General features: G+C 67.8%; 15 protein-coding genes. 4 read left to right on the top strand and 11 right to left on the bottom strand.

Annotated elements, in window-relative coordinates; all coding sequences use genetic code 11:
- Positions 1-15: 15 nt before the first annotated feature.
- The 3 genes from VFV19_17455 to moeB are packed head-to-tail and all read left to right on the top strand — an operon-like array spanning position 16 to position 2,581.
- Positions 16-747 (top strand): DUF2092 domain-containing protein, encoded by a 732-nt coding sequence (locus VFV19_17455; protein HEX4826089.1) that lies wholly within the window; start codon positions 16-18, stop codon positions 745-747.
- Positions 744-1,424, top strand: coding sequence for a hypothetical protein (locus VFV19_17450; protein HEX4826088.1), 681 nt, complete (start codon positions 744-746; stop codon positions 1,422-1,424). Before VFV19_17455 ends, VFV19_17450 begins: the two co-directional genes overlap by 4 nt.
- 8 nt (positions 1,425-1,432) lie before the next feature.
- Entirely contained in the window at positions 1,433-2,581 is a 1,149-nt protein-coding gene (moeB, locus tag VFV19_17445) for a molybdopterin-synthase adenylyltransferase MoeB (GenBank protein HEX4826087.1), read from the top strand.
- 1 nt (position 2,582) lies between these two features.
- On the opposite strand, the gene VFV19_17440 is transcribed toward moeB, so the two are convergent.
- The 3 genes from VFV19_17440 to VFV19_17430 all read right to left on the bottom strand — a co-directional run bounded on the left by VFV19_17440 (position 2,583) and on the right by VFV19_17430 (position 7,891).
- The gene (locus VFV19_17440; protein HEX4826086.1) at positions 2,583-4,121 is read right to left on the bottom strand and encodes a PQQ-dependent sugar dehydrogenase; all 1,539 of its coding nucleotides are present in this window, start codon (positions 4,119-4,121) and stop codon (positions 2,583-2,585) included.
- Positions 4,122-4,310: 189 nt separating this feature from the next.
- Positions 4,311-5,882: a PQQ-dependent sugar dehydrogenase gene (locus tag VFV19_17435; GenBank protein ID HEX4826085.1), complete on the bottom strand. Its 1,572-nt coding sequence runs from the start codon at positions 5,880-5,882 to the stop codon at positions 4,311-4,313.
- 155 nt (positions 5,883-6,037) lie between these two features.
- The gene (locus VFV19_17430; protein ID HEX4826084.1) at positions 6,038-7,891 is read right to left on the bottom strand and encodes a VWA domain-containing protein; all 1,854 of its coding nucleotides are present in this window, start codon (positions 7,889-7,891) and stop codon (positions 6,038-6,040) included.
- 64 nt (positions 7,892-7,955) lie between these two features.
- On the opposite strand from VFV19_17430, the gene VFV19_17425 reads away from it, so the two are divergent.
- Positions 7,956-10,349: a phosphoketolase family protein gene (locus VFV19_17425; protein HEX4826083.1), complete on the top strand. Its 2,394-nt coding sequence runs from the start codon at positions 7,956-7,958 to the stop codon at positions 10,347-10,349.
- Between the two features lie 15 nt (positions 10,350-10,364).
- Here VFV19_17425 and VFV19_17420 read toward each other — a convergent pair whose 3' ends face one another.
- From VFV19_17420 to VFV19_17385, 8 genes are read right to left on the bottom strand one after another with little or no spacing between them, the layout of a single operon-like run.
- The gene (locus tag VFV19_17420) at positions 10,365-11,471 is read right to left on the bottom strand and encodes an aromatic ring-hydroxylating dioxygenase subunit alpha (GenBank protein ID HEX4826082.1); all 1,107 of its coding nucleotides are present in this window, start codon (positions 11,469-11,471) and stop codon (positions 10,365-10,367) included.
- Positions 11,468-13,057 carry an NAD(P)/FAD-dependent oxidoreductase gene (locus tag VFV19_17415; protein ID HEX4826081.1) on the bottom strand — a complete coding sequence of 530 codons (1,590 nt, stop codon included), beginning with the start codon at positions 13,055-13,057 and terminating at the stop codon, positions 11,468-11,470. Before VFV19_17415 ends, VFV19_17420 begins: the two co-directional genes overlap by 4 nt.
- Positions 13,054-14,637, bottom strand: coding sequence for an NAD(P)/FAD-dependent oxidoreductase (locus VFV19_17410; GenBank protein ID HEX4826080.1), 1,584 nt, complete (start codon positions 14,635-14,637; stop codon positions 13,054-13,056). The genes VFV19_17415 and VFV19_17410 overlap by 4 nt, the downstream gene beginning before the upstream one ends.
- Positions 14,634-15,818, bottom strand: a complete 1,185-nt coding sequence (locus VFV19_17405) for an aminomethyltransferase family protein (protein HEX4826079.1) — start codon at positions 15,816-15,818, stop codon at positions 14,634-14,636. Before VFV19_17405 ends, VFV19_17410 begins: the two co-directional genes overlap by 4 nt.
- A gap of 33 nt (positions 15,819-15,851) precedes the next feature.
- On the bottom strand, positions 15,852-16,961 hold the full coding sequence (locus VFV19_17400; GenBank protein HEX4826078.1) for an efflux RND transporter periplasmic adaptor subunit: 1,110 nt from the start codon (positions 16,959-16,961) through the stop codon (positions 15,852-15,854).
- On the bottom strand, positions 16,958-18,223 hold the full coding sequence (locus VFV19_17395) for an ABC transporter permease (protein HEX4826077.1): 1,266 nt from the start codon (positions 18,221-18,223) through the stop codon (positions 16,958-16,960). The genes VFV19_17400 and VFV19_17395 overlap by 4 nt, the downstream gene beginning before the upstream one ends.
- The gene (locus tag VFV19_17390; protein HEX4826076.1) at positions 18,220-19,452 is read right to left on the bottom strand and encodes an ABC transporter permease; all 1,233 of its coding nucleotides are present in this window, start codon (positions 19,450-19,452) and stop codon (positions 18,220-18,222) included. Before VFV19_17390 ends, VFV19_17395 begins: the two co-directional genes overlap by 4 nt.
- Entirely contained in the window at positions 19,445-20,134 is a 690-nt protein-coding gene (locus VFV19_17385; GenBank protein ID HEX4826075.1) for an ABC transporter ATP-binding protein, read from the bottom strand. The genes VFV19_17390 and VFV19_17385 overlap by 8 nt, the downstream gene beginning before the upstream one ends.
- Positions 20,135-20,224: the final 90 nt, after the last annotated feature.

The raw sequence follows: 20,224 nt of genomic DNA, 5'->3' as shown, positions 1-20,224 counted from the left end.
TGGGGAGGATCTCCGATGCCGATGCCGTCCATTCGCCTGATCTCCGTCACTCTGCTGGCCGTCGCCGCGCTCGTCCCTGTGGCCCCGGCCGGCGCGCAGGATTCCAGCGATCCCGCCGCACGGGACATCTTGAGCCGAGTCCAGAAGACGTACGCCGACGCCCGCTCGTACGAGGATGACGGCACCATCGCCATCACGTACACCCTCCACGAGCGCACGGTCCTGACCACGTCCAAAACTTTCTCGACGGCGTACGAGCGCCCCGGGCGGTTCCGCTTCATCTGCCAGGGTGATCCGCGGCAGCAGGACGAGCGCTACCTCATCTGGCGCGACGGCGAGAAGATGGGGCACTGGTCGAGCCGTCAGCCGATCTTCGTGACCGACCAATCGTTCAACTACGCGGTGACGCTCGCGGCCCGGCCCGCGATCTCCGACCGCGCGTCGCACACCGTGGCGTCGCTGCTCATGCCGACGGAGGTGTTCGGCTACGGGCTCGACACCATGACGGAGCTGAAGCGGCTCGACGACGGGACGCTGGACGGGGACGTCTGCTACCGGATCGAAGGCGAGGCGCCCGGCATCGACCGGATCATCTGGGTCGCGCAGTCGACGCAGCTCATCCGGCGCATCGAGGAGCGGTCGCACAATAGCCAGACCGAGACCGAGCGGATCACGACGTACCATCCGGTTCTCGGCGGCGACGTCGAGGAGACGCGCCTCGCGCTTCCGGAGTTCGCGGCCCGGTGATCGCCTCCATCCTGATGCTGGTCGCCGCGGCCACGGCGGAGCCGAAGACCGCCCAAGACGTTCTCGAGGCGACCGCCCACGCTTACGCGGGGTGCGCCACCTACCACGACTCGGGGAAGATCACGGTCGCGTTCGAGGGCGAATCGGGCTCGATCGCCACCACGACGTCGTTCACGACCGAGTTCGTCCGGCCGGACAGGTTTCGTTTCGAGTGCGCCGGGTCCAGCCTCAAGGGTAGCCCGTTCCATTTCATCGTCTGGCGCGACGGGCATGGGACGCATCACTGGTCGAGCCGCGTCCCCGGCGTCCGATCCGACGTGACCTTCGAAGCCGGGGTCGAATCGGCCGCCACGCCGTCGGTGTCGAACGGTGCCTCGGCGATGATCCCGTCGCTCCTCCTCTCCGGCGAGGTCGAGAGCTGGGGGCTCGCGAAGATGGAATCGATGTCGCTCGGCGCCGAAGCGGCCTTTGGCCACGAGTGCTTCAAGGTGTCCGGCAAGTTCGCGACGAACGAGCGTACGTTGTGGATCGACAAGAAATCGCTCCTCATCCGTCGTGTCGAGGAGCTGATCGTGAGCGAAACCACGCGCACGCGCAGGACGGTCGACTTCGAGCCGGCGTTCAACGAGAAGATCGACGACGCCAAGCTCGCGCCGGGAGTTCCGGAAGCGAAGTAGCTCCTTCGATGTCATCCCTCACCCGCGACGAGTTCCTCCGCTACAGCCGGCATCTGGTGATGCCGGAGGTGACGCTCGAAGGACAGCTCAAGCTGAAGGACGCGAAGGTGCTCTGCGTCGGCGCGGGCGGGCTCGGGTCGCCGCTGACGCTCTACCTCGCGGCCGCGGGGGTCGGGACGATCGGCCTCGTCGAGTTCGATGCCGTCGATCTCACGAACATCCAGCGGCAGATCCTCTATGCGACCGCGGACGTCGGCCGGCCGAAGCTCGAGGCGGCGACGGAGCGCCTCCGCGGCCTGAACCCGTCGATCACGATCGTGCCGCACCCGGTGCGCCTCTCGAGCGCGAACGTCATGGAGATCGTGCGTCCGTACGACGTCGTCGCGGACGGCACCGACAACTTCCCGACGCGGTACCTCGTCAACGACGCGTGCGTCTTCGCGGGGAAGCCGAACGTCTACGCGAGCATCTTCCGCTTCGAGGGGCAGGTCAGCATTTTCGACGCGAAGCGCGGGCCCTGCTACCGCTGCCTCTTCCCCGAGCCCCCGCCGCCGGGGATGGTGCCTTCGTGCGCCGAAGGCGGCGTGCTCGGCGTGCTCCCCGGGATCGTCGGATCGTTCCAGGCGCTCGAGGTCATCAAGCTCATCCTCGGGAACGGCGACCCGCTCGTCGGCCGGCTCGTGCTCTTCGACGCGCTCGCGTTCGAATTCCGCGAGCTTTCGGTGAAGAAGGACCCTGCCTGCGTCGTCTGCGGCGCGTCGCCCTCCATCACGTCGCCGATCGACTACGAGGAATTCTGCGGGATCCGCGGCGAGGAGATCGAGCCGGAGCTGACGGGGCTGCCGACCCTCTCGGTCGACGAGCTGCGCGCGCGCCGCGAGGCGGGGGAGAGGTTCCAGCTCCTGGACGTGCGCGAGCCCCACGAGTGGCAGATCGCTCGGATTCCCGGCGCGACGCTCTTTCCCCTGAGCGAGCTGCCGGCGCGGATGCACGAGCTGGACATGACGGAGACCTACACGCTCTCCTGCCACCACGGCATCCGGAGCGTGCAGGCGTACCAGATCCTCCGGCAGGCCGGGTTCAAGCGCCTCCAGGTGCTCTCGGGCGGACAGGACGCGTGGGCGGCGCGGATCGATCCGACGATGCCGCGCTACTGAGCTACGGGCACGCCGCCGTGCCCAAGGTTCGCGTCGGTGTTCCTCCCGGGCTCGACTGCACGGCGCCGTTCATCGCCGTGACCAAGTAGGCAAAGTAGCCGCCCGGGGCCGGCGTCATCGTGTCGCCCCCGGCGGGCCACGTCGTCCCCGTCGTCTGGAAGACGCATTCGAACACCTCGCCCGCGTGGAAGACACCGTCGGAGACGTTCGCGCGGTAGACGTGGTACGACGTCGTCGGCTGGCGATTCGCGTAGGTGACGTTCTCCCAGCTCCACGCCCCCGTCTTGTCGAGCAAGAACGGAGCCCCCGCGCCGTCTCCCGAGACCTCCGTGTCGGTGAGCGGCGGCAGGAGCATGTAGACGGTGCCCGCACGGTCGCAGAAGTACAGCTCCCCTTGACCGTCGGTGCCGAAGCTCGTGATCGCCCCGCCGCCCACCTGCGACGACCAGTCCTGGAACGTGTTCGGCACCCCGCCGTTCGGCACGAAGCTCAGGATCGTGCCGGCGCAGTAGTCGCCATAGAAGTACTTCCCCTCAAAGTTCGTCATCCGGCATCCGCGGTAGACGTAGCCGCCGGTGATCGCGCACTGCGGGTTGACGCTCGAGGAATAGTCGTAGATCGGAAGCGTCGTGCCGTTCGGAATCGGATGCCCGCCCGGCGCAGGATCGCTGCAAGTCGGTGCACACGCATCCGCGGAGCTCGTCGCGTTGCACCCCGCCGCCGAGTCGTAACAGTGGAGTCCCTCGAAGTTCCGCCAGCCGAAGTTCTGGCCGTTCGTCCCCGCGGGGATCCAGTCGACCTCTTCCCAGCAGTTCTGACCGACGTCGCCGACGAAGAGGTCGCCGTTCGCCGGGTCGAACGAATCGCGCCATGGGTTTCTCAAACCGTACGCGAAGATCTCGTCGCAGTTGCCGCCGGAGCCGTCGGCGAAGGGATTGCCGGGAGGGATGGTGTACGGCCCCGGGTCGAGACCGCAGTCCGGGGGAGTGCCGACCCTGCCCGTCGGGTCGATGCGCAGGAGCTTGCCCTTGATCGTCGTCTTGCTCTGAGCGTTGCCGCAGGCGCCGTGCTGGTCGCCGCCGCCGCCCCCATCACCGACCGAGATGTAGAGGAAGCCGTCCGGACCGAAGCTCAGCCAGCCGCCGTTGTGATTGTCCTCGGTGTCGTCGATGCGCAAGAGGACGGTCTCGCTCGCCGGATCGCCGGCGGTGTTCGGCGTGCCGTCGAGCGTGCGGAATCGAGACAGGATCTCGTGGCCGTCGACGGCGCGCGTGTAGTAGACGTAGAAGAAGGCGTTGGCCGCGAAGTTCGGATCGAACGCGAGCCCGAGAAGCCCCTGTTCGTCACCAACGTGCGTGAGGCGCGCGCCGATGTCGAGGAAGAGGGTGGAAGCGGTGGGCGCCGCCCCGCGTGCGAGCTGACGGATCGTGCCGCCCTGCAGCACGATGAAGATCCGGCCGGTGTCGTCCGGTGGCGCCGTAACGAAGAGCGGCCCGCTCGTACCGGATCCGAGCCCTGTCGCGACTGCGACGCGGCTCAAATTTGTGTTGGCGACTTTCGCCACACCCGAGCAGTTTTGCGCATCGGCGCTGCGAACAAGAATGAAGGCGAACGAAACCGCGAGCACCAAACGGGTGGGATGATTCATCGCCTCACCTCTTGTCTCGCGGTCAGAGCAAGAAGCGGACCGACGAGGCTTCCGCGATTCAAAGAACGGGAACGGACCCCATCACGGGCACGAGGCGGCGCCGAGCGTGCGCACGGGTGTTCCGCCGGGGCTCGATTGTGTGGCGCCGTTCAATGCCGTCACGACGTAGGCGAAGAAGCTGTTGGGGGCGGGCGACGCCGGATCGCCTCCCGCGGGCCACGTCGTGCCCGTCGTCTGGAAGACGCAGTCGAACACCTCGCCCGCGTTGAAGACGTCGTCCGCAACGTTCGCGCGATAGACGTGGTAGGAGGTGGTCAGTTGGCGGCTCGTGAAGTTGATGTCCTCCCAGGTCCAGGCGCCGCTCTTGTCGAGCCGGAGCTGGTCGGCCGCCCCTTCTCCGGAAACCTCCACGTCGGTGAGCGGCGGCAGGATCATGTAGACGGTCCCTTTGCGGTCGCAGAAGTAGATCTCGCCCTGAGCGTCGGTGCCGAAGCTCGTCAAGCTGTTCGACATTCCCGAGCTGATCCCGGCCCACGTCTCGAACGTGTTCGGGACGCCGCTCCCCGGGATGAAGCTCTGGACGATTCCGGCGCAGTAGTCGCCGTAGAAGTACTTGCCCTGGAAGTTCGTCATGCGGCAGCCGCGGTAGACGTAGCCGCCGGTGATCGCGCACTGCGGGTTCACGCTCGACGAGTAGTTGTAGATGGGAAGGTGCGTGCCGTTCGGGATCGGATCTCCGGAGGGAGCGGGATCGTTGCAGGCGGGGGCGCAGCCGTCGGCGGCCGAGCTGGTGGCCGAGCACCCCTGCGACGGGTTGTAGCAGTGCGACCCTTCGAAGTTCCTCCATCCGAAGTTCTGTCCGCTGGTTCCCACGGGGATCCAGTCGACTTCTTCCCAGCACCCCTGCCCGACGTCGGCGACGTAGATGTCGCCGTTCGATGCGTCGAACGAGTTGCGCCACGGGTTCCTGAGGCCGTACGCGAAGATCTCGTCGCAGTTGCCGCCGTGGCCGTCCGCGAGCGGATTGCTCGCCGGAATCGTGTAGGGCCCCGCGTCGAGCCCGCAGTCGGGTGGGTTCCCGGCGATTCCGTTCGGATCGATGCGAAGGATCTTGCCGAGCATCGTGGAGGTGTTCTGGCCGTTCCCGCAGGTGCCGTGCTGGTCGCCGCCGCCGCCGCCGTCCCCCTCACCGATGTACAGGAAGCCGTCGGGACCGAAGCTGAGCCAGCCGCCGTTGTGATTGTCCTCGGTGTCGACGATGCGGTAGAGGACCGTCTCGCTCGCCGGGTCGCCGACGGTGTTTGGCGTGCCGTCGAGCGTCCGGAAGCGCGAGAGCATGTCGTTTCCGTCGGAGAGGCGCGTGTAATAAACGTAGAAAAAACCGTTCGTCGCGAAGTTCGGATCGAACGCGAGACCGAGGAGACCCTGCTCATCGCCGGCGTGCGTGAGGCGCGCGCTGATGTCGAGGAAGACGGTCCAGGCGGTGGGCGCCGCGCCGCGCGCGAGCTGCCGGATGAGGCCGCCCTGACCGACGATGAAGATCCGGCTCTTGTCTCCCGGAGGGGCGGTCACGAAGAGGGGGCCGCCGGTCCCGCCGCCCAGCCCGGTTGCCACCGTCGCGCGGGCGAGGGCCGTATTGGAGACTTTCGCCACACCCACGCAATTCTGCGCATCGGCGTGGCGAGCGAGAATGAAAACGAACGAAAGCGTAATCAAGGTGCGGACGGGACGGCTCATCGGTCGGCCCTCGAGAAGCAGACCCATAAAGTTGCCGCGCTTTCACCGCCGCGGCAACCAAGTCTTTCCCGTCACCGCACGTTGAGGGGCGTCGTCCCTCTCGTCACCACATCGCCGTTGGCGTGGGTGACCGTCACGTCGAGCCGGTAGTCGCCCGTCTTGAGCGTGCCTCCGGTTACGTTTTCGAGCATGTCCTGGCACGCCACGCCTTTGCCGCGGCTCTCGAGCTCGAGCGGCAGCGGGTCGAGGGCTCTCACGACCTCGCCGGTGGCGTCGAAGAAGGTGCGGCTCACGCGCAGGTCGCCGGGAACGGTCTCGCCCTTGTAGACGCAGGCGCTCCAGTAGAAGAGCAGCTTGTCGCCCGGATCGATCTCCTGCACGAAGAGCGGCTCGAATCCGTTGCCGGCGCCGAGCGTCTTGCCCAGTCGTGTCTTTTCCGGATCGTCCTTCGGATCCGCGCGGAGGAATTGTCCACCGGGAACGACCTTCCCCATGACCGGTCCGCGCAGGATCAGCGCGTCGGGAACGACCATAGGCACGACGAAGTCGGTCGTCGCCGCGACGATCTCGCCGCCGGACGCGTCGGTGAGCACGACGTCGAGGTCGTACGAGCCGCTCGCGAGCTTCGTATCGCCGAGGATCGTGACCGGCCGCGTCGCCGCTCCGCCCGCCGGTGCCTCGACGTGGATGCGCCGTGCGTACTCGCCGACCGTCTTGTTGTCGCGGCGCACCGCGGCCTTGACGTCGACGTCCGCGCCCGGGCCCTTGAAGGACGACGGCCAGCTCACGGCGAGGATCGTGTCCCAGCTATCACGCCCTGCCGGCGTCGCCGAGAAGCCGAAGGCGCGCACCACCGGGCGCTCGAACGGAGCGGGATCGACGTAGGCGGCGCCGATGCGGGCGGCCTGCTTCGCGTCCTCCGAGAAGATCTGCATCTGCTCGGGAGCCCGGATCGAGAGCCCGGGCTTGTTCAGGAGACTCACCGTGAGCGTCTGCGGATCGCGTGTCTCCGAAGGATCGACGTACGCGCCGATCGTGTAGCGGCAGAGGAGGTCGCGCTGGGCGCGGCGGTACGGGACGGAGAGGTCGTTCCCGAAGAACTGCATCCGGCCTCCGGTCGTGTTGGCGAGACGGACGAGCGCATCGGACTGCCCTCCGGCATCGAGGAGGTTGGGCTTCGCCGGATAGATGACGCCGCGCGCCGCGGCGGCGTGCGCGCCGACCTCGTTGTAGTACAGATCCTGCATCGCCGACCCGACGATCCCCGCCTGCGAGAAGAAGACGACGCCTTTCGACCCGTCGTACGAGCCGAGGACGTCCATCAAGGTCGTGATGTTCTCGAAGTACGTTCGCCCGGAGACGCCGAGCGGGTAATCGCGGAACGCGAGGGTCGCATCGTGCTTCATCCGCGCGAGCGCGCCGACGAGGAGGCGAACGTCGGTCGTGAACTTCTGCTCGACGCGGACCTCGTCGGTGAGCGCGACGATCATGACCTCCTCCTCGGGAGGCTTGACGGCGCGAAGCACTGCGGCCGCCGCGTCGAGGATCTGGCCCCGCATCGTCGTCTCGAGGAAGGTGTAGTCGAAGGCGAGCACGATGCGCCGCTTGATTCCCGCCCCGAGCGGCGCGGGGAGCGGCTCGCCCCGCTTCAGGGGTGCCGGGTCGGCGGCGCCGCCGATCGGGCAGACGAGGTCGACGGTATCGACCTTCACGTCACGGCCGCCGATCTTCATCGCGAAATCGGCCTTCGTCAGGCCGGGGACCGTCTTGCCGGCGGCATCGACGACGAGCGCGTCGACCTGGACCAAGGTCACCTGCACCTTCTCTTCGAGCCCCGGCGGTTTGGGAGGAGGCGCTGCGTGCGGAGCGCCGGCGGGCGACGACAAGACGACGAGAACACCGGCAACGGCCGCAACGCGTCTCATGCGCGACCCCCCGAAATGGCCGGGGAGCTTACACTGGTTCCCATTCCACTACCGAGGAGTCCCGATGAGCACCGCAAGGCTCCGCGACGAGAACACCGCAACCCCTTTGAGAGACGACGAGGTCAAATCGATCGACGCCTACTGGCGCGCGTGCAACTACCTGGCCGCCGGGATGATCTACCTGAGATCGAACCCGCTCCTGCGCGAGCCGCTCACGGCCCTGCACGTCAAGCGGCGCCTGCTCGGACACTGGGGCTCGAGCCCGGGCTTGAGCTTCATGGTCATCCACCTCAACCGGCTGATCGTGAAGTACGACCTGAACGCGATCTTCCTCGCGGGGCCGGGGCACGGCGCGCCCGGCGTTCTCGGACCCGCGTATCTCGAGGGGACGTACTCCGAGGTCTACCCCGAGAAGAGCCGGGACGTGGCGGGGCTCGAACGATTCTTCAAGGAGTTCTCCTTCCCCGGAGGCATCGGTAGCCACTGCACGCCGGAGACGCCGGGATCGATCCACGAGGGCGGTGAGCTGGGCTACAGCCTCTCGCACGCGTTCGGCGCCGCCTTCGACAACCCCGACCTCCTCGTCGCGGTGGCGGTCGGTGACGGCGAGGCGGAGACCGGTCCGCTCGCGACGTCGTGGCACTCGAGCAAGTTCCTGAGCCCCGTGCGCGACGGCGCCGTCCTTCCGATCCTCCACCTGAACGGCTACAAGATCGACAATCCGACCATCCTTGCGCGGATTCCGCGCGCGGAGCTCGCGCAGCTTCTCGAAGGCTACGGCTGGTCGCCCCGCTTCGTCGAGGGGAGCGAGCCCGAGCCGATGCACCGCGCGATGGCCGACGCGATGGAGGCCGCCGTTCTCGACATCCGGTCGATTCAAGAGTCCGCGCGTGCGGGGCGCCGCGCCGCGCGCGCGACGTGGCCGATGATCGTCCTCCGAAGCCCGAAGGGGTGGACGGGCCCTAAGGAAGTCGACGGCAACAGGGTCGAGGGACGCTGGCGCGCGCATCAGGTCCCGCTCCAGGGCGTGCGGGACAACCCCGAGCACCTGGCTCAGCTCGAGGCGTGGCTCCGGAGCTACCGGCCGGAGGAGCTGTTCGACCAGAAGGGGCGGCTGGTTCCCGAGCTGCAGGCGCTCGCCCCGAAAGGCACGCGCCGGATGAGCGCGAACCCGCACGCGAACGGCGGCGTTCTACGGAAGCCGCTCACGATGCCCGACTTCCGCGATCACGCCGTGGACGTCCCCGAGGCCGGGAAGAAGCTCGTGAGCAACACGCAGCCGCTCGGGACGTTTCTCGCCGACGTGATGAAGCGGAACATGACCACGTTCCGCGTCTTCGGCCCCGACGAAACGACCTCGAACAAGCTGAGCGCTCTCTACGACGTGACGAAGAAGCTCTGGCTCGAAGAGTACGTTCCCGAGGACACCGTCGACGGCGAGCTGGCTCCCGACGGGCGCGTCCTCGAGATGCTCTCCGAGCACACGCTCGAAGGGTGGCTCGAGGGCTACCTCCTCACCGGCCGCCACGGCTTCCTGTCGACGTACGAGGCGTTCGTCCACGTCATCGACTCGATGTTCAACCAGCACGCGAAGTGGCTGCACACCTGCCGCCAGCTCGCGTGGCGCGCGCCGGTGTCGTCGCTCAACCTCCTCATCACTTCGACGGTGTGGCGCCAGGACCACAACGGCTTCACCCACCAGGATCCCGGCTTCCTCGACGTCGTCGTCAACAAGAGCCCGGAAGTCTGCCGCATCTATCTCCCGCCCGATGCGAACTGCTTGCTCTCGGTCGCGGACCACTGCCTGCGCAGCACGAACTACGTCAACGTCATCGTGTGCGACAAGCAGAAGCATCTTCAGTTCCTGTCGATCGACGAGGCGGCCCTGCACTGCCGGAACGGCATCGGCATCTGGAAGGCGGCCTCGACCGGCGGCGACCGGGAGCCCGACGTCGTGCTCGCCTCGTGCGGCGACGTGCCGACGCAGGAAGCGCTCGCCGCGGTCGTGATGCTTCGCGGGTACTTCCCCGACCTGGCCATTCGGTTCGTCAACGTGGTCGATCTCTATCGCCTCGTCCCGGAGAGCGAGCACCCGCACGGCCTCAGCGACGAGGCGTTCGACGCGATCTTCACGAAGGACAAGCCGGTGATCTTCAACTTCCACGGCTACCCCTATCTGATTCACCGGCTCGCCTACCGCCGCACGAACCACGACAACTTCCACGTGCGCGGCTACAAGGAGCGGGGGAGCATCAACACCCCGCTCGACCTCGCGATCCAGAACAACATCGATCGCTTCAGCCTCGCGATGGACGTCATCAAGCGCACACCGAAACTCCGCGAGATCGGAATGAAGGCGCTCGATGAGCTCGCCGCGCTGCAGAAGGACTGCCAGTCCTACGCGTACGAGAACGGGATCGACAAGCCCGAGCTCGAGAACTGGACCTGGCCGGGGTAAGGGACAGTAGCCAGGTTACTGTCCCCTCTTGAGATCCGCGGCCAGCAGCTTGTGGAACTCGTACGCCGCGATCTCGATCTTCGGCGCGTAGATGCCGCGATCGTAGGCGGGCGAGCCCAGGCCGCGCTGCACCGACTCGCAGATCGAGACGTCCTCTTCCTGGACGCGGTGGCTCGCGGCGATGCTTCGGGCGATGAAGTCGTCATCCTTCGGGTCGAGGAAGAAGTAGTCGAAGATCACGCGGCAGGTACCGGCGCCCGTCGGGACGACCCAGTTCGTGTCGAGGATCGGGCCGTATCGGTTCAACATGACGTTCGGGTAGATGAAGGCGTAGAGCGCCTCCGAACCGATTCGCTCGGCGAAGTCGCCTCCGCCCTCGCCCGGCGCGGTTTCCGGCGAGCGGACGGACTGGATCGACACGCGGTCCATGATCTCCGTGAGGTAGGTGTCGAGGTCGAGCTGCCCCGCGAGCGCCTGGTGAAGGACCGCGACGTGGTAGCCGCCGTCGAGGTAGTTGTCGACGTAGACCTTCCAGTTGCAGCGGAGGTCGTAGGTGCGCCGCGCGACGAACGAGAGCCCGCTCGTTCCCATCGCGTCGAGACGGCGTTTCAGCTCGGCGAGCGGCGGTTCGAACGGCGGCGGGTCGTCGCCGAGATGGAGGAAGACGAGCGGTCCCCACGACACGACGCCGGCGGGCTTCAGCGAGAAGCGATCGCGATCGAAGACGTCGTTCCGTCCGAGGCGAGGCGCGCGCGCGAGCCGGCCATCCAGGCGGTAGGTCCAGCCGTGATACGGGCACGACAGCTCGCCGAGCCGGCCTTCGCCGCTGCACACCTCGGCCGCGTGATGGCGGCAGACGTTATGGAACCCTCGCAGGATGCCCTGGTCGTCACGAAGGACGACGTAAGGAAGATCGAGGAGGCAACCGGTGAAGTAGTCGCCGCGTTTCGCGACCTGGTCCACCCGCCCGACCGCCTGCCAGCTCTGCTGGAAGACCGCCGTGCGCTCGAGCGCGAGCATCGCGGGGTCGGAATACCACGACGCCGGCGGGGTCCACGCCGATTCGATCGGGATCGCCGGGTCGAATCTCGCGAGCTCGTCCCGCAGGGCGTTGTCCCTCAAGCCGGTCTCCGATTCTCCTCGAGCATGCGCCCTGCCGCGAGCCAACCCGCGCCGCCGAGGATGCCGGGGCCCGGGTGCGTTCCGCAGCCGCCGAGGAAGAGTCCGTCGATCGGCGTCGCGTGCCGGCCCCAGCCCGGAACCGGGCGCATGAACAGAATTTGGTCGAGTGCCAGCTCGCCCTGCGACGCGGACCCTTCGTGGAGACCGAGCTGCTCGTCGAGGTCCTTCGGTGTCAGGGCCGTGTGACGGACGATCCGCGACGCGAAGCCCGGGTAGATGCGGTCGATCGCTCCGATCACCGTGCGCGCGAGCGCCTCGCGGCGCTCGGGGTCCCAATCGCCGCTCCGGAGCGCGTGAGGCGCGTACTGGAGGCGCGCGACGAGGACGTGACGTCCGGCCGGAGCGAGATCGGGCCAGTGCACCGTCGGCACGTGCAGCTCGACGTGAGGCTTCGGAGAGACTTCTCCGTACTTCGCCGCGTCGGCCGCACGCTCGAGCGCCGCGGCGTCGCCGGTGAGCGACACGGTGCCGCCGAGGGCGCCCCGCGAGACGAGCCCCGGGAACTCGGGCAGCGCCTCGAGCGCGAAGAGGACGTAGGCGGTGCAGCCCCGGTGCCGGATGTTCCCGATCGTGCGCACGAACTCGGGGTCGAGCCACACCGGGTCGACCCACTCGAGGAAGGTGCGCGCCGGGTCGGCCGTCGAGAGGACCTGCTTCGCCGCGATCTCCTCACCGCCTTCGAGGACCACGCTCGCGACCGCGTCGTCACGGACGTCGATCCGCGCGACTCGCGCACCGGTGCGAATCGTCACGCCGAAGCGCGCCGCCGAGGCGCCCGCGCTCGCGGTGAACGCGCCGGGGCCGGCACGGAACGGCACGCGTCCGCGCACCGAGCCTTCTGGCGCTCCGACGAGATGATGGAGCAGGACGAAGCCGGTGCCGCCGGAACGCGGCCCCTGGCGGAGATCCTGGATTCCGGCGGTGGCGATCGCCGCCTTGAGCGGCCCGCACTCGAACCAATCGTCGGCCAGCTCTTGCACCGAGAGGGGAAGCGTGCGGAGGAACTCGATCATCCCGACGCGTCCCAGCGCGCGGAACTTGCGCCCCAAGCCCAGGAGCGGCAGCACCTCGCCGAGCGACGCGACTCCGACGTCGGGCGCCGGCGACTGATAGAGGACCGAGAGAAACCCGGCGAGCTGATGAAGGCGCGACGTGAACGCGGGCCACTTCTCGGCGTCGGCCTTGGAATGCGAGGCGATCGCCGCCGCTGCCGTGCCCGCATCGCGTGAGAGCGTGAGGAACGCCCCGGCGCCCGTCGGCACGGTGAGGGGCGTGTCGTGCTCGAGAGGCTCGAGGCCGGTGAGCCCGAGCGCGGTCACGATGCCGGGAGGAGCCCAGCCGGGATCGATGCCGAGCGGCGCCGCCCGGTAACCGGGCGCGAAATCGAGGAGACGGCTCTGGCCGCCGGCGGCCGGGGCCGCGTCGAGGACGACGACCCGGCGTCCGGCCTTCGCGAGGCGGCTCGCCGCGACGAGGCCGTTGGCGCCGGCACCGATGACGATGGCGTCGAGAGCGGAGGTCCTCATCGAGCCGCCCCCAGCATCTCGAGCGCGGCCAAGCGTCCGGACGCGCCCATGATCCCGCCGCCCGGGTGCGTGCCCGCGCCGCACTGCCAGTAGCCGTCGATCGGCGTTCGATACTTCGCCCACTGCGGCACCGGGCGGAGGAAGAAGAGCTGCTGAAGCGCGAGCTCGCCCTGGAAGATGTTTCCCTCGGTGAGGCCGGTCATCCGCTCGATGTCGTCGGGCGTGAGGACCTGCCGGTGGAGGATCTTCGACGGGAGGTCCGGCGCGTACCGGGAGAGCGTGGCGACGACCGCGTCGCCGAACGCCTCGCGCTTCTCGGCGTTCCATCCGCCATTCAAGTTGAACGGCGCGTACTGGACGAAGATGCTCATGACGTGGCGCCCCGGCGGCGCCATGCCCGGGTCGATCATCGACGGGAAGATGCAATCCATGTACGGGTGGCGTGAGAACTCGCCGTACTTCGCGTCGTCGTAGGCGCGCTCGAGATAGTCGAGGCTCGGGCTGATCGAGATCGCGCCGCGAAGGTGCGGGCCCATCCCGGGCATGCAGGTGAAGCTCGGGAGACCGGAGAGCGCGAGGTTGACCTTCCCCGACGAGCCGCGGAACTTGTAGCGCCGGATCCCGTCGACGAGATCTTCGGGGAGGCCGCGCGGATCGACGAGCTTCGTGAAGGTGAGGCGCGGATCGAGCCCCGAGACGACGAGCTTCGCGGGGATCTCCTCGCCGGACTCGAGGGCGACGCCCGTCGCGCGGCCGCTGACGACGATGACCTCCTTCACGGCGGCATCGGTGCGAATCGTCGCGCCGAACGACTTCGCCGCCGATGCGATCGACTCGCTGATCGCCCCGGTGCCGCCCTTCTGGAACCCCCACGCGCGGAAGGCGCCGTCGATCTCGCCCATGTAGTGGTGGAGGAGAACGTACGCGGAGCCCGGCGACCTCGGCCCGAGGAACGTGCCGATGATGCCGCTGGCCGACTTCGTCGCCTTCAGCGCGTCGAACTCGAACCACTCGTCGAGGTAGTCGGCGCTCGACATCGTCATGAGCTTGTGGAGCGCGTGGAACTTCTCGCGGCCGAGATCGTTGAAGTGGCGCCCGAGCTTCAGGAGGCCCATGAGGTCGCGCGGCGACAGCGACGTGGGGTCCGGCGGGATCATGCCGAGGATCGGCTTCACCGCCATCGCCATGTGGTGCATGAGATGGCCGAAGATCGCGGCCGCGTCGGCGTCCTTCGGCGAGTGACGCCGGAGCTCCTCCCGCGTCTCGTCGGGGTCGGCCCATCCGGCGAGGTAGTCGCCGTTGTCGAGCGGCGTGACCGTGCTCTCGAGCGGCAGGATCTGGAGGCCGTGGCTCGGAAGGTCCAGCTCGCGGATGATCTCGGGCCGCAGCAGGCTGACGACGTACGAGAAGACGGAGAACTTGAACCCGGGGAAGACCTCTTCCGTGACCGCCGCGCCGCCGACGAGCGGCCGCTTCTCGAGGACGAGCGTCTTCCGCCCCGCGCGCGCGAGATAGGCCGCGGTGACGAGCCCGTTGTGCCCGCCTCCGATGACGACGGCATCCCAGCGCTCGCCGCTCACGCCTTCTTCCTTTCAGGGTCGAAGAACGGGAGCGCGCGGACGGTCGCCTGCGCGCGCTTCCTCACGTGTTCGACCGTCACCTCGATCTCGACCCTGGTGCCCGGAGCGAAATGCGGCTTCTCGAGGTGGGCGAGCGCGAGCGGCTTCTTGAGGATCGGCGACCAGCAGCCGCTCGTCGCGTACCCCGCCTGGGTCCCGCCGGCATAGACGGGAACGGAAACGCGCCACGCGACGTTCGAGATCTGCGGCGGCAGGTGTTGCGCGTGAAAGAGCTTCTCGAACGACGGCCAATCGATCTCGAGCCCGACGAACCCCCACGCGGCGCCGCGCGCGCGCTCGGCCGCGAGCGCCCGGCGGCCGTTGTACGGCCCCTTCGCGGCGGAGACCGCCCACCCGAGGTTGATCTCGAACGGCGACGATTTCCGCGACTCGATGAGCGCGTGGTGGGACGAGAAGTAATCGACGTCGAGCATGATGAGCCCGGCCTCGATCCGCGCGATGTCGAGCGCCCAGATGCCGGCGGGCACGATCCCGTACGGCGTCCCGGCTTCAATGAGGGCGTCCCAGAGCGGGATCGCGCTCTTCGCATCGACCCAGATCTCGTAGCCGAGGTCGCCGGTGTACCCGGTGCGCGAGATCGTGACCGGGGTCCCCGCGACCGTCGTCGACACGAGGCGGAAGTACTTGAGGCTGGCGACGTCGGGGGAGAGCTGGGACAGGATCGCCCGGGAGAGAGGTCCCTGGAGCGCCAGGGTCGCCGTCGTCTCCGTGGTGTCCTCGAGGCTGACGTCCATCCCGACCGCATTCATGGTCAGCCAGCGCACCGAAGAGTCGGCGCTCGTGAGCCGGTAGGTCGACGCCGTGAGCCGCGACAGCGTCCCGTCGTCGACGACCTTGCCGGCCGCGTCGCACCACGGCGTGTAGTAGACCTGGCCGGTCTTCAGCTTGGTGACGTCGCGCGTGATCAGGCGGTCCAAGAGGCGCGCCGCGTCCTTGCCGCCGATCACGTACTTGTGGAGCGGCGACACGTCGAAGAGCGCCGCCGCGTTGCGGACGGCCGCGTACTCGCGATCCGGGTGCGGATCGTACGCACTCGCCATCTGATAGCCGGCCCAGCGGCGCCACGTCTGGGCGCGAACGAGGGGCGCGGTCCGCTCGTGGAACGGCGACTTCTTCAGCATGGGGCCGCGAAGTATACGGGAAGAGTGAACCTGTTAGGAGTTCGCAGCCCCCGGGCTCGCCTGATGGACGCCCGCCTTGAGCTTGTCGTCCTTGGTCAAGCCCTCGAGCACCTCGATCGTGACGCCGTCGCTGAGGCCGGTCTTCAGCTTGCGGCGCTCGAACTTCTGCGGGCCGGTCTCGACCTCGACGTAGGGCTGGTCCTTGTCGAACTGGAGAAGGCTCTCCTTGACCGCGAGCACCTTGTCGCGGCGGTCGAGAACGATGTCGGCGTTCGCGGAGTAGTTGGCGCGGATCACGGCGTCCGCGGTCTGCCTGACCGCCGCGCGAATCTTGAACTGGATTGCGCCGTTCTCGTCGACCCCCTTCGGGGCGATGTACTCGAGCGTCGCGTCGAACTTGCGGGGCTCGAGGGCGCCGATCGTGAGCACGATCGCCATGCCGGGCCGGAGTTTGCCGACCTCGCTCTCGTCGACCTTCCCCTCGAAGATGAGCTCCGACATGTCGGCGAGGGTCGCGATCGTCGTCCCGTCGTTGAAGGTGTTCGTCTCGATGACCGAGCCGCCCTCCTTGACCGGGACGTCGAGGACGGTACCGTCGATCGTCGCGACGACGTTCGTGTTCGAGACGTTGCCGGCGCGTGCGGCGACCCCGCGCTTCACGACCTCGAGGCTGTCCTTCGCAGCGGCCAGCTCCTCGACGGCGGTGTCGCGCGCGAGCGTGGCTGCGCGATAGTCCTTGTCCGAGACGATGCCGTCCTTCGCGAGCTTGTCGAGGCGGGCGTACTCGCGCGCCGCGTCGTCGGACCTGAGTTCGGCCTGGTGGACGCGGCTCTCGGCCGCGGCGAGGGCGGCGGTGTTCGGGACGACGCGGATCGTCGCCAAGAGATCGCCGCGCTTGACCTGCTGCCCCGGCTCGACGCGGATCGTCTCGATGATGCCGGAGACCTGCGGCTTGACCGCGACCTCCTTGCGCGGGATCACGGAGCCGGTCGCGACCGTCTTCTTGACGATGTCGGCCACTTGCGGCGACTCGGTGTCGTAGACGACCTCGACCTTCCGTGCCTTGTGCCAGAGGTAATACAGCGTGCCGCCGAAGAGCGTGACGATGACGACGGCGAGGAATGCGGTCAGGATCTTCTTCATACCCCTCTCAAGGCCTCCACGGTGCTGATCTTCATCGCGCGGCGCGCGGGGATGAGGCCGGCGAGGACCCCCGAGACGACGAGGACACCCAGTGTGAAGACGGCGCTCTCGAACGGAACGTCGGGGTTGCGGAAGAACTGGCCCGGATTCGCCGCGATGAGCGAGCCGATCCCCTCGACGACCGCGACACCGGCGACGAGCCCGAGGTAGCCCGCGAAGCCGGTGAGGATGAGCGACTCCATGACGATCTGGAGGCTGATCGTCCACGGGGTCGCGCCGACCGCGCGCCGGATTCCGATCTCGTTCGTCCGCTCGCGCACGATGACGAGCATGATGTTGCTGACGCCGATGACGCCGGCCGAGAGCGTGCCGATCCCGACGATCCACACGAGGGTCCGGATCCCGACGAAGAGCCCCGAGACCTTGTTGAACTCGACCTCGGAGTTGTAGTGGCCGAGAGCCCTCGGATCGTCGGGTGCGATGCGGTGCCGGTCCTTCAAGAGCGCGAGCGTCTTCGTCTCGACGACGCTCGCCGGAACGCCCGGCGCCGACACGAGCGCGAACCAACCGACCCGGTCGCCGAAGTTGAACGCCGACTGGAAGACGGAGAAGGGGACGAAGATCGTCTGCGACTGCTCGTCGCGATCGCCGTTGTCGGCGCGCGTCGGCTTGAACGTGCCGATGACGCGGAAGGTCACGCCGTTGATCTTGAGCATCTCGCCGAGCGGGTCTTCGTTCTTGCCGAAGAGGACCTCCTTGACCCGCGTGCCGATGACGGCGACCTTGCGGCGCTCGTCGAGATCGAGCTGATTCAGGAAGCGCCCGCCGGTGATGTGGATCGCCTGGACGCGCGCGATCTCGGGGACGTCTCCCATCACGGAGAAGGCGCCGGCCTTCGTGCCGCGCGTGACGTTGTTCCCGCCGCGGAAGCCGCCGAGCTGGTTTCTGGGACAGACCGCCTCGGCCTCGCGGATCTGCCCCTTGACCGCCGCGTAATCGCCGAGGTCGAACTGGATCGGCCGGCCGCTCGCCATCCCGCGGTACGGCTTCGTCGTCCGCTGCGTCCAGAGGAAGACGCTGTTCGTCGCCTCCTCCGAGAACCCCGCGGAGACGCCGTTCCACAGGCCGTTCCCCGAGGCGAGCATGACCATGAGCATGAAGATGCCCCAGAAGACGCCGAACGCCGTGAGGAACGTGCGCATCTTGTTCCCGCGGAGCGCCTCGTAGATCTCGCGCCAGTGGTCGCCGTCGAAGAAGCTCATTCGTTCCTCAACGCGTCGACGGGGCGGACCATCGCCGCCCGCCGCGCCGGGACGAAGCCGGCGGCGAGGCCGGCGACGATGAGGAGAAGCGTCGCCTCGATCGCCACCGTGAGATCGACCTCGGGGTTCCGGAAGTAGTCGCTGCCCGGGAGCTTCGTCCCCGCCAGCTCGAGGGCCGCGATCCCGAGGACGAGCCCGAAGTAACCGGCGGTCGCGGTGATGAGGATCGACTCCTGGAGCACGAGGCTGACAACCGAGAACGGCGTCGCGCCGAGCGCCTTCCTCACCCCGATCTCGCGCGTCCGCTCGCGTACGGTGATCATCATGATGTTGCTGACGCCGACGACGCCGGCGAGGATCGTCCCGATCCCGATGATCCACACGAACAGGCGGATCCCCGCCATGAGGTTGGTGTAGCGCTGGAACTCCTCGTTGTTGTTGTTGACGAAGAGGGCGCGCGGGTCGTCGACCGAGAAGCTGTGCCGGCCGGCGATCCGCCGCTTGACGTCTTTCGCGGCGGTCTCCGTATCGGCAAGCGGCGCGTCGCCCGTGGTCATCATGATCATCGCGACGCGGTTCGCGCCGCCGAAGGCACGCTGCGCCGTCGTGATCGGCAGGTAGATCTTCTCCTGCTCGTTCTCGCCCCCGACGTCGTCGAAGAGGCCGACGACGCGGAAGGCGATCCCGTTGATCTCGACGTTCTTGTCGAGCGGCGGCTCCTTCTTGAAGAGGGCGTCCCGCACGCGGACGCCGATGACGCACACCTTGCGGTGCTCGGCCAGGTCCAGCTCGTTGATGAAGCGCCCCTCGACCATGATCGTGTTCTCGAGGTAGAGGTGGTCGGGATGGACGCAGCGACAGTCGAAGGTCGTCGTCTCGTCTTTGTAGCGGACACGGACGCTGCCGTTGATGTAGAAGCGCGACGTGATGTGGTCGACGACCCCCTCCGTCGACTTCAGCTCGTTCCGGTCCTCGTTGGTGAGCTGGACGCGGCGCCCGGGCGCCAATCCCTTGAAGGGGACGCTCGTCTGCCCCGGGAAGACCCAGATGCTGTTGATCGCGTCGTCCCGGAACTGGTACTCGATCCCGTGCGCGAGCCCCTGGCCCGAGCCCAGGAGCACGATGAGCATGAAGATCCCCCAGGCGACCGAGAATGCGGTCAGGAACGACCGCAGCTTGTTCGCCTTGATCGTGCCCCAGATCTCCTGCCAGGTATCGAGATCAAGCATGCGCGGCCAGCTCGGACTTCGTGTCCTCGACGCGACCGTCCTTGAGGCGGATGACGCGCTGCGTCATCGCCGCGACGTCGTGCTCGTGCGTGACCACGATCGTCGTCACGCCTCCCGCGTTGACCTCCTGGAGGAGGCGCATGATGTCGAGCGACGTCGCCGAGTCCAAGGCGCCGGTCGGCTCGTCGGCCAGCAGGATCTTCGGCTTCGCGACGAGCGCACGCGAGATCGCCACCCGCTGCTGCTCGCCCCCCGACATCTCGCTGGGCCGGTGCTCGGCGCGCGCGCCGAGGCCGACGCGCTCGAGGTACTGCGTCGCGATCGCGAGGCGCTTCTTCCTCCCGACGCCCTGGTAGTAAAGCGGCAGGGCGACGTTCTCGGCGGCGGTCTTGAACGGGATCAAGTTGAACGACTGGAAGACGAAGCCGATGAGCTTCCGCCGGTAGACCGCGGCGCGCGTCTCCGAGAGGTCCTTCATGAGCTGGCCGTCGAGGTGATAGGTGCCTGAATCATAAGAATCGAGGAGGCCGATGACGTTCATGAGGGTCGACTTCCCCGAGCCCGACGACCCCATGACGGCGACCATCTCGTTCGCTTCGATGGAGAGATCGACCGATTTCAGGACGTGGAGACGGTTCCTCCCCGACCCGTAGGACTTGTTCAGCCCTGCGATACGAAGCATGTCCCTAATACGCTCCAAGGCCGGATAGGTTCTTGCCGCAGTCCGACCCTCGAGAGTAGCAGGGATCGCCTAGGGCGTCGTCGCCCGCAC

This window comes from Candidatus Polarisedimenticolaceae bacterium (assembly GCA_036275915.1).
In the GTDB taxonomy this organism is placed as follows: domain Bacteria; phylum Acidobacteriota; class Polarisedimenticolia; order Polarisedimenticolales; family DASRJG01; genus DASRJG01.
Note: the sequence above shows the minus strand (reverse complement) of the source record. Positions and strands in the feature narration are given on the sequence as shown.

Coding starts and splice junctions, on each gene's coding strand:
- VFV19_17385 (HEX4826075.1), bottom strand. CDS start 20,134: ATGCTTCGTATCGCAGGGCTGAACAAGTCCTACGGGTCGGGGAGGAAC.
- VFV19_17425 (HEX4826083.1), top strand. CDS start 7,956: ATGAGCACCGCAAGGCTCCGCGACGAGAACACCGCAACCCCTTTGAGA.
- VFV19_17390 (HEX4826076.1), bottom strand. CDS start 19,452: ATGCTTGATCTCGATACCTGGCAGGAGATCTGGGGCACGATCAAGGCG.
- VFV19_17455 (HEX4826089.1), top strand. CDS start 16: ATGCCGATGCCGTCCATTCGCCTGATCTCCGTCACTCTGCTGGCCGTC.
- VFV19_17400 (HEX4826078.1), bottom strand. CDS start 16,961: ATGAAGAAGATCCTGACCGCATTCCTCGCCGTCGTCATCGTCACGCTC.
- VFV19_17405 (HEX4826079.1), bottom strand. CDS start 15,818: ATGCTGAAGAAGTCGCCGTTCCACGAGCGGACCGCGCCCCTCGTTCGC.
- VFV19_17395 (HEX4826077.1), bottom strand. CDS start 18,223: ATGAGCTTCTTCGACGGCGACCACTGGCGCGAGATCTACGAGGCGCTC.
- moeB (HEX4826087.1), top strand. CDS start 1,433: ATGTCATCCCTCACCCGCGACGAGTTCCTCCGCTACAGCCGGCATCTG.
- VFV19_17415 (HEX4826081.1), bottom strand. CDS start 13,057: ATGAGGACCTCCGCTCTCGACGCCATCGTCATCGGTGCCGGCGCCAAC.
- VFV19_17430 (HEX4826084.1), bottom strand. CDS start 7,891: ATGAGACGCGTTGCGGCCGTTGCCGGTGTTCTCGTCGTCTTGTCGTCG.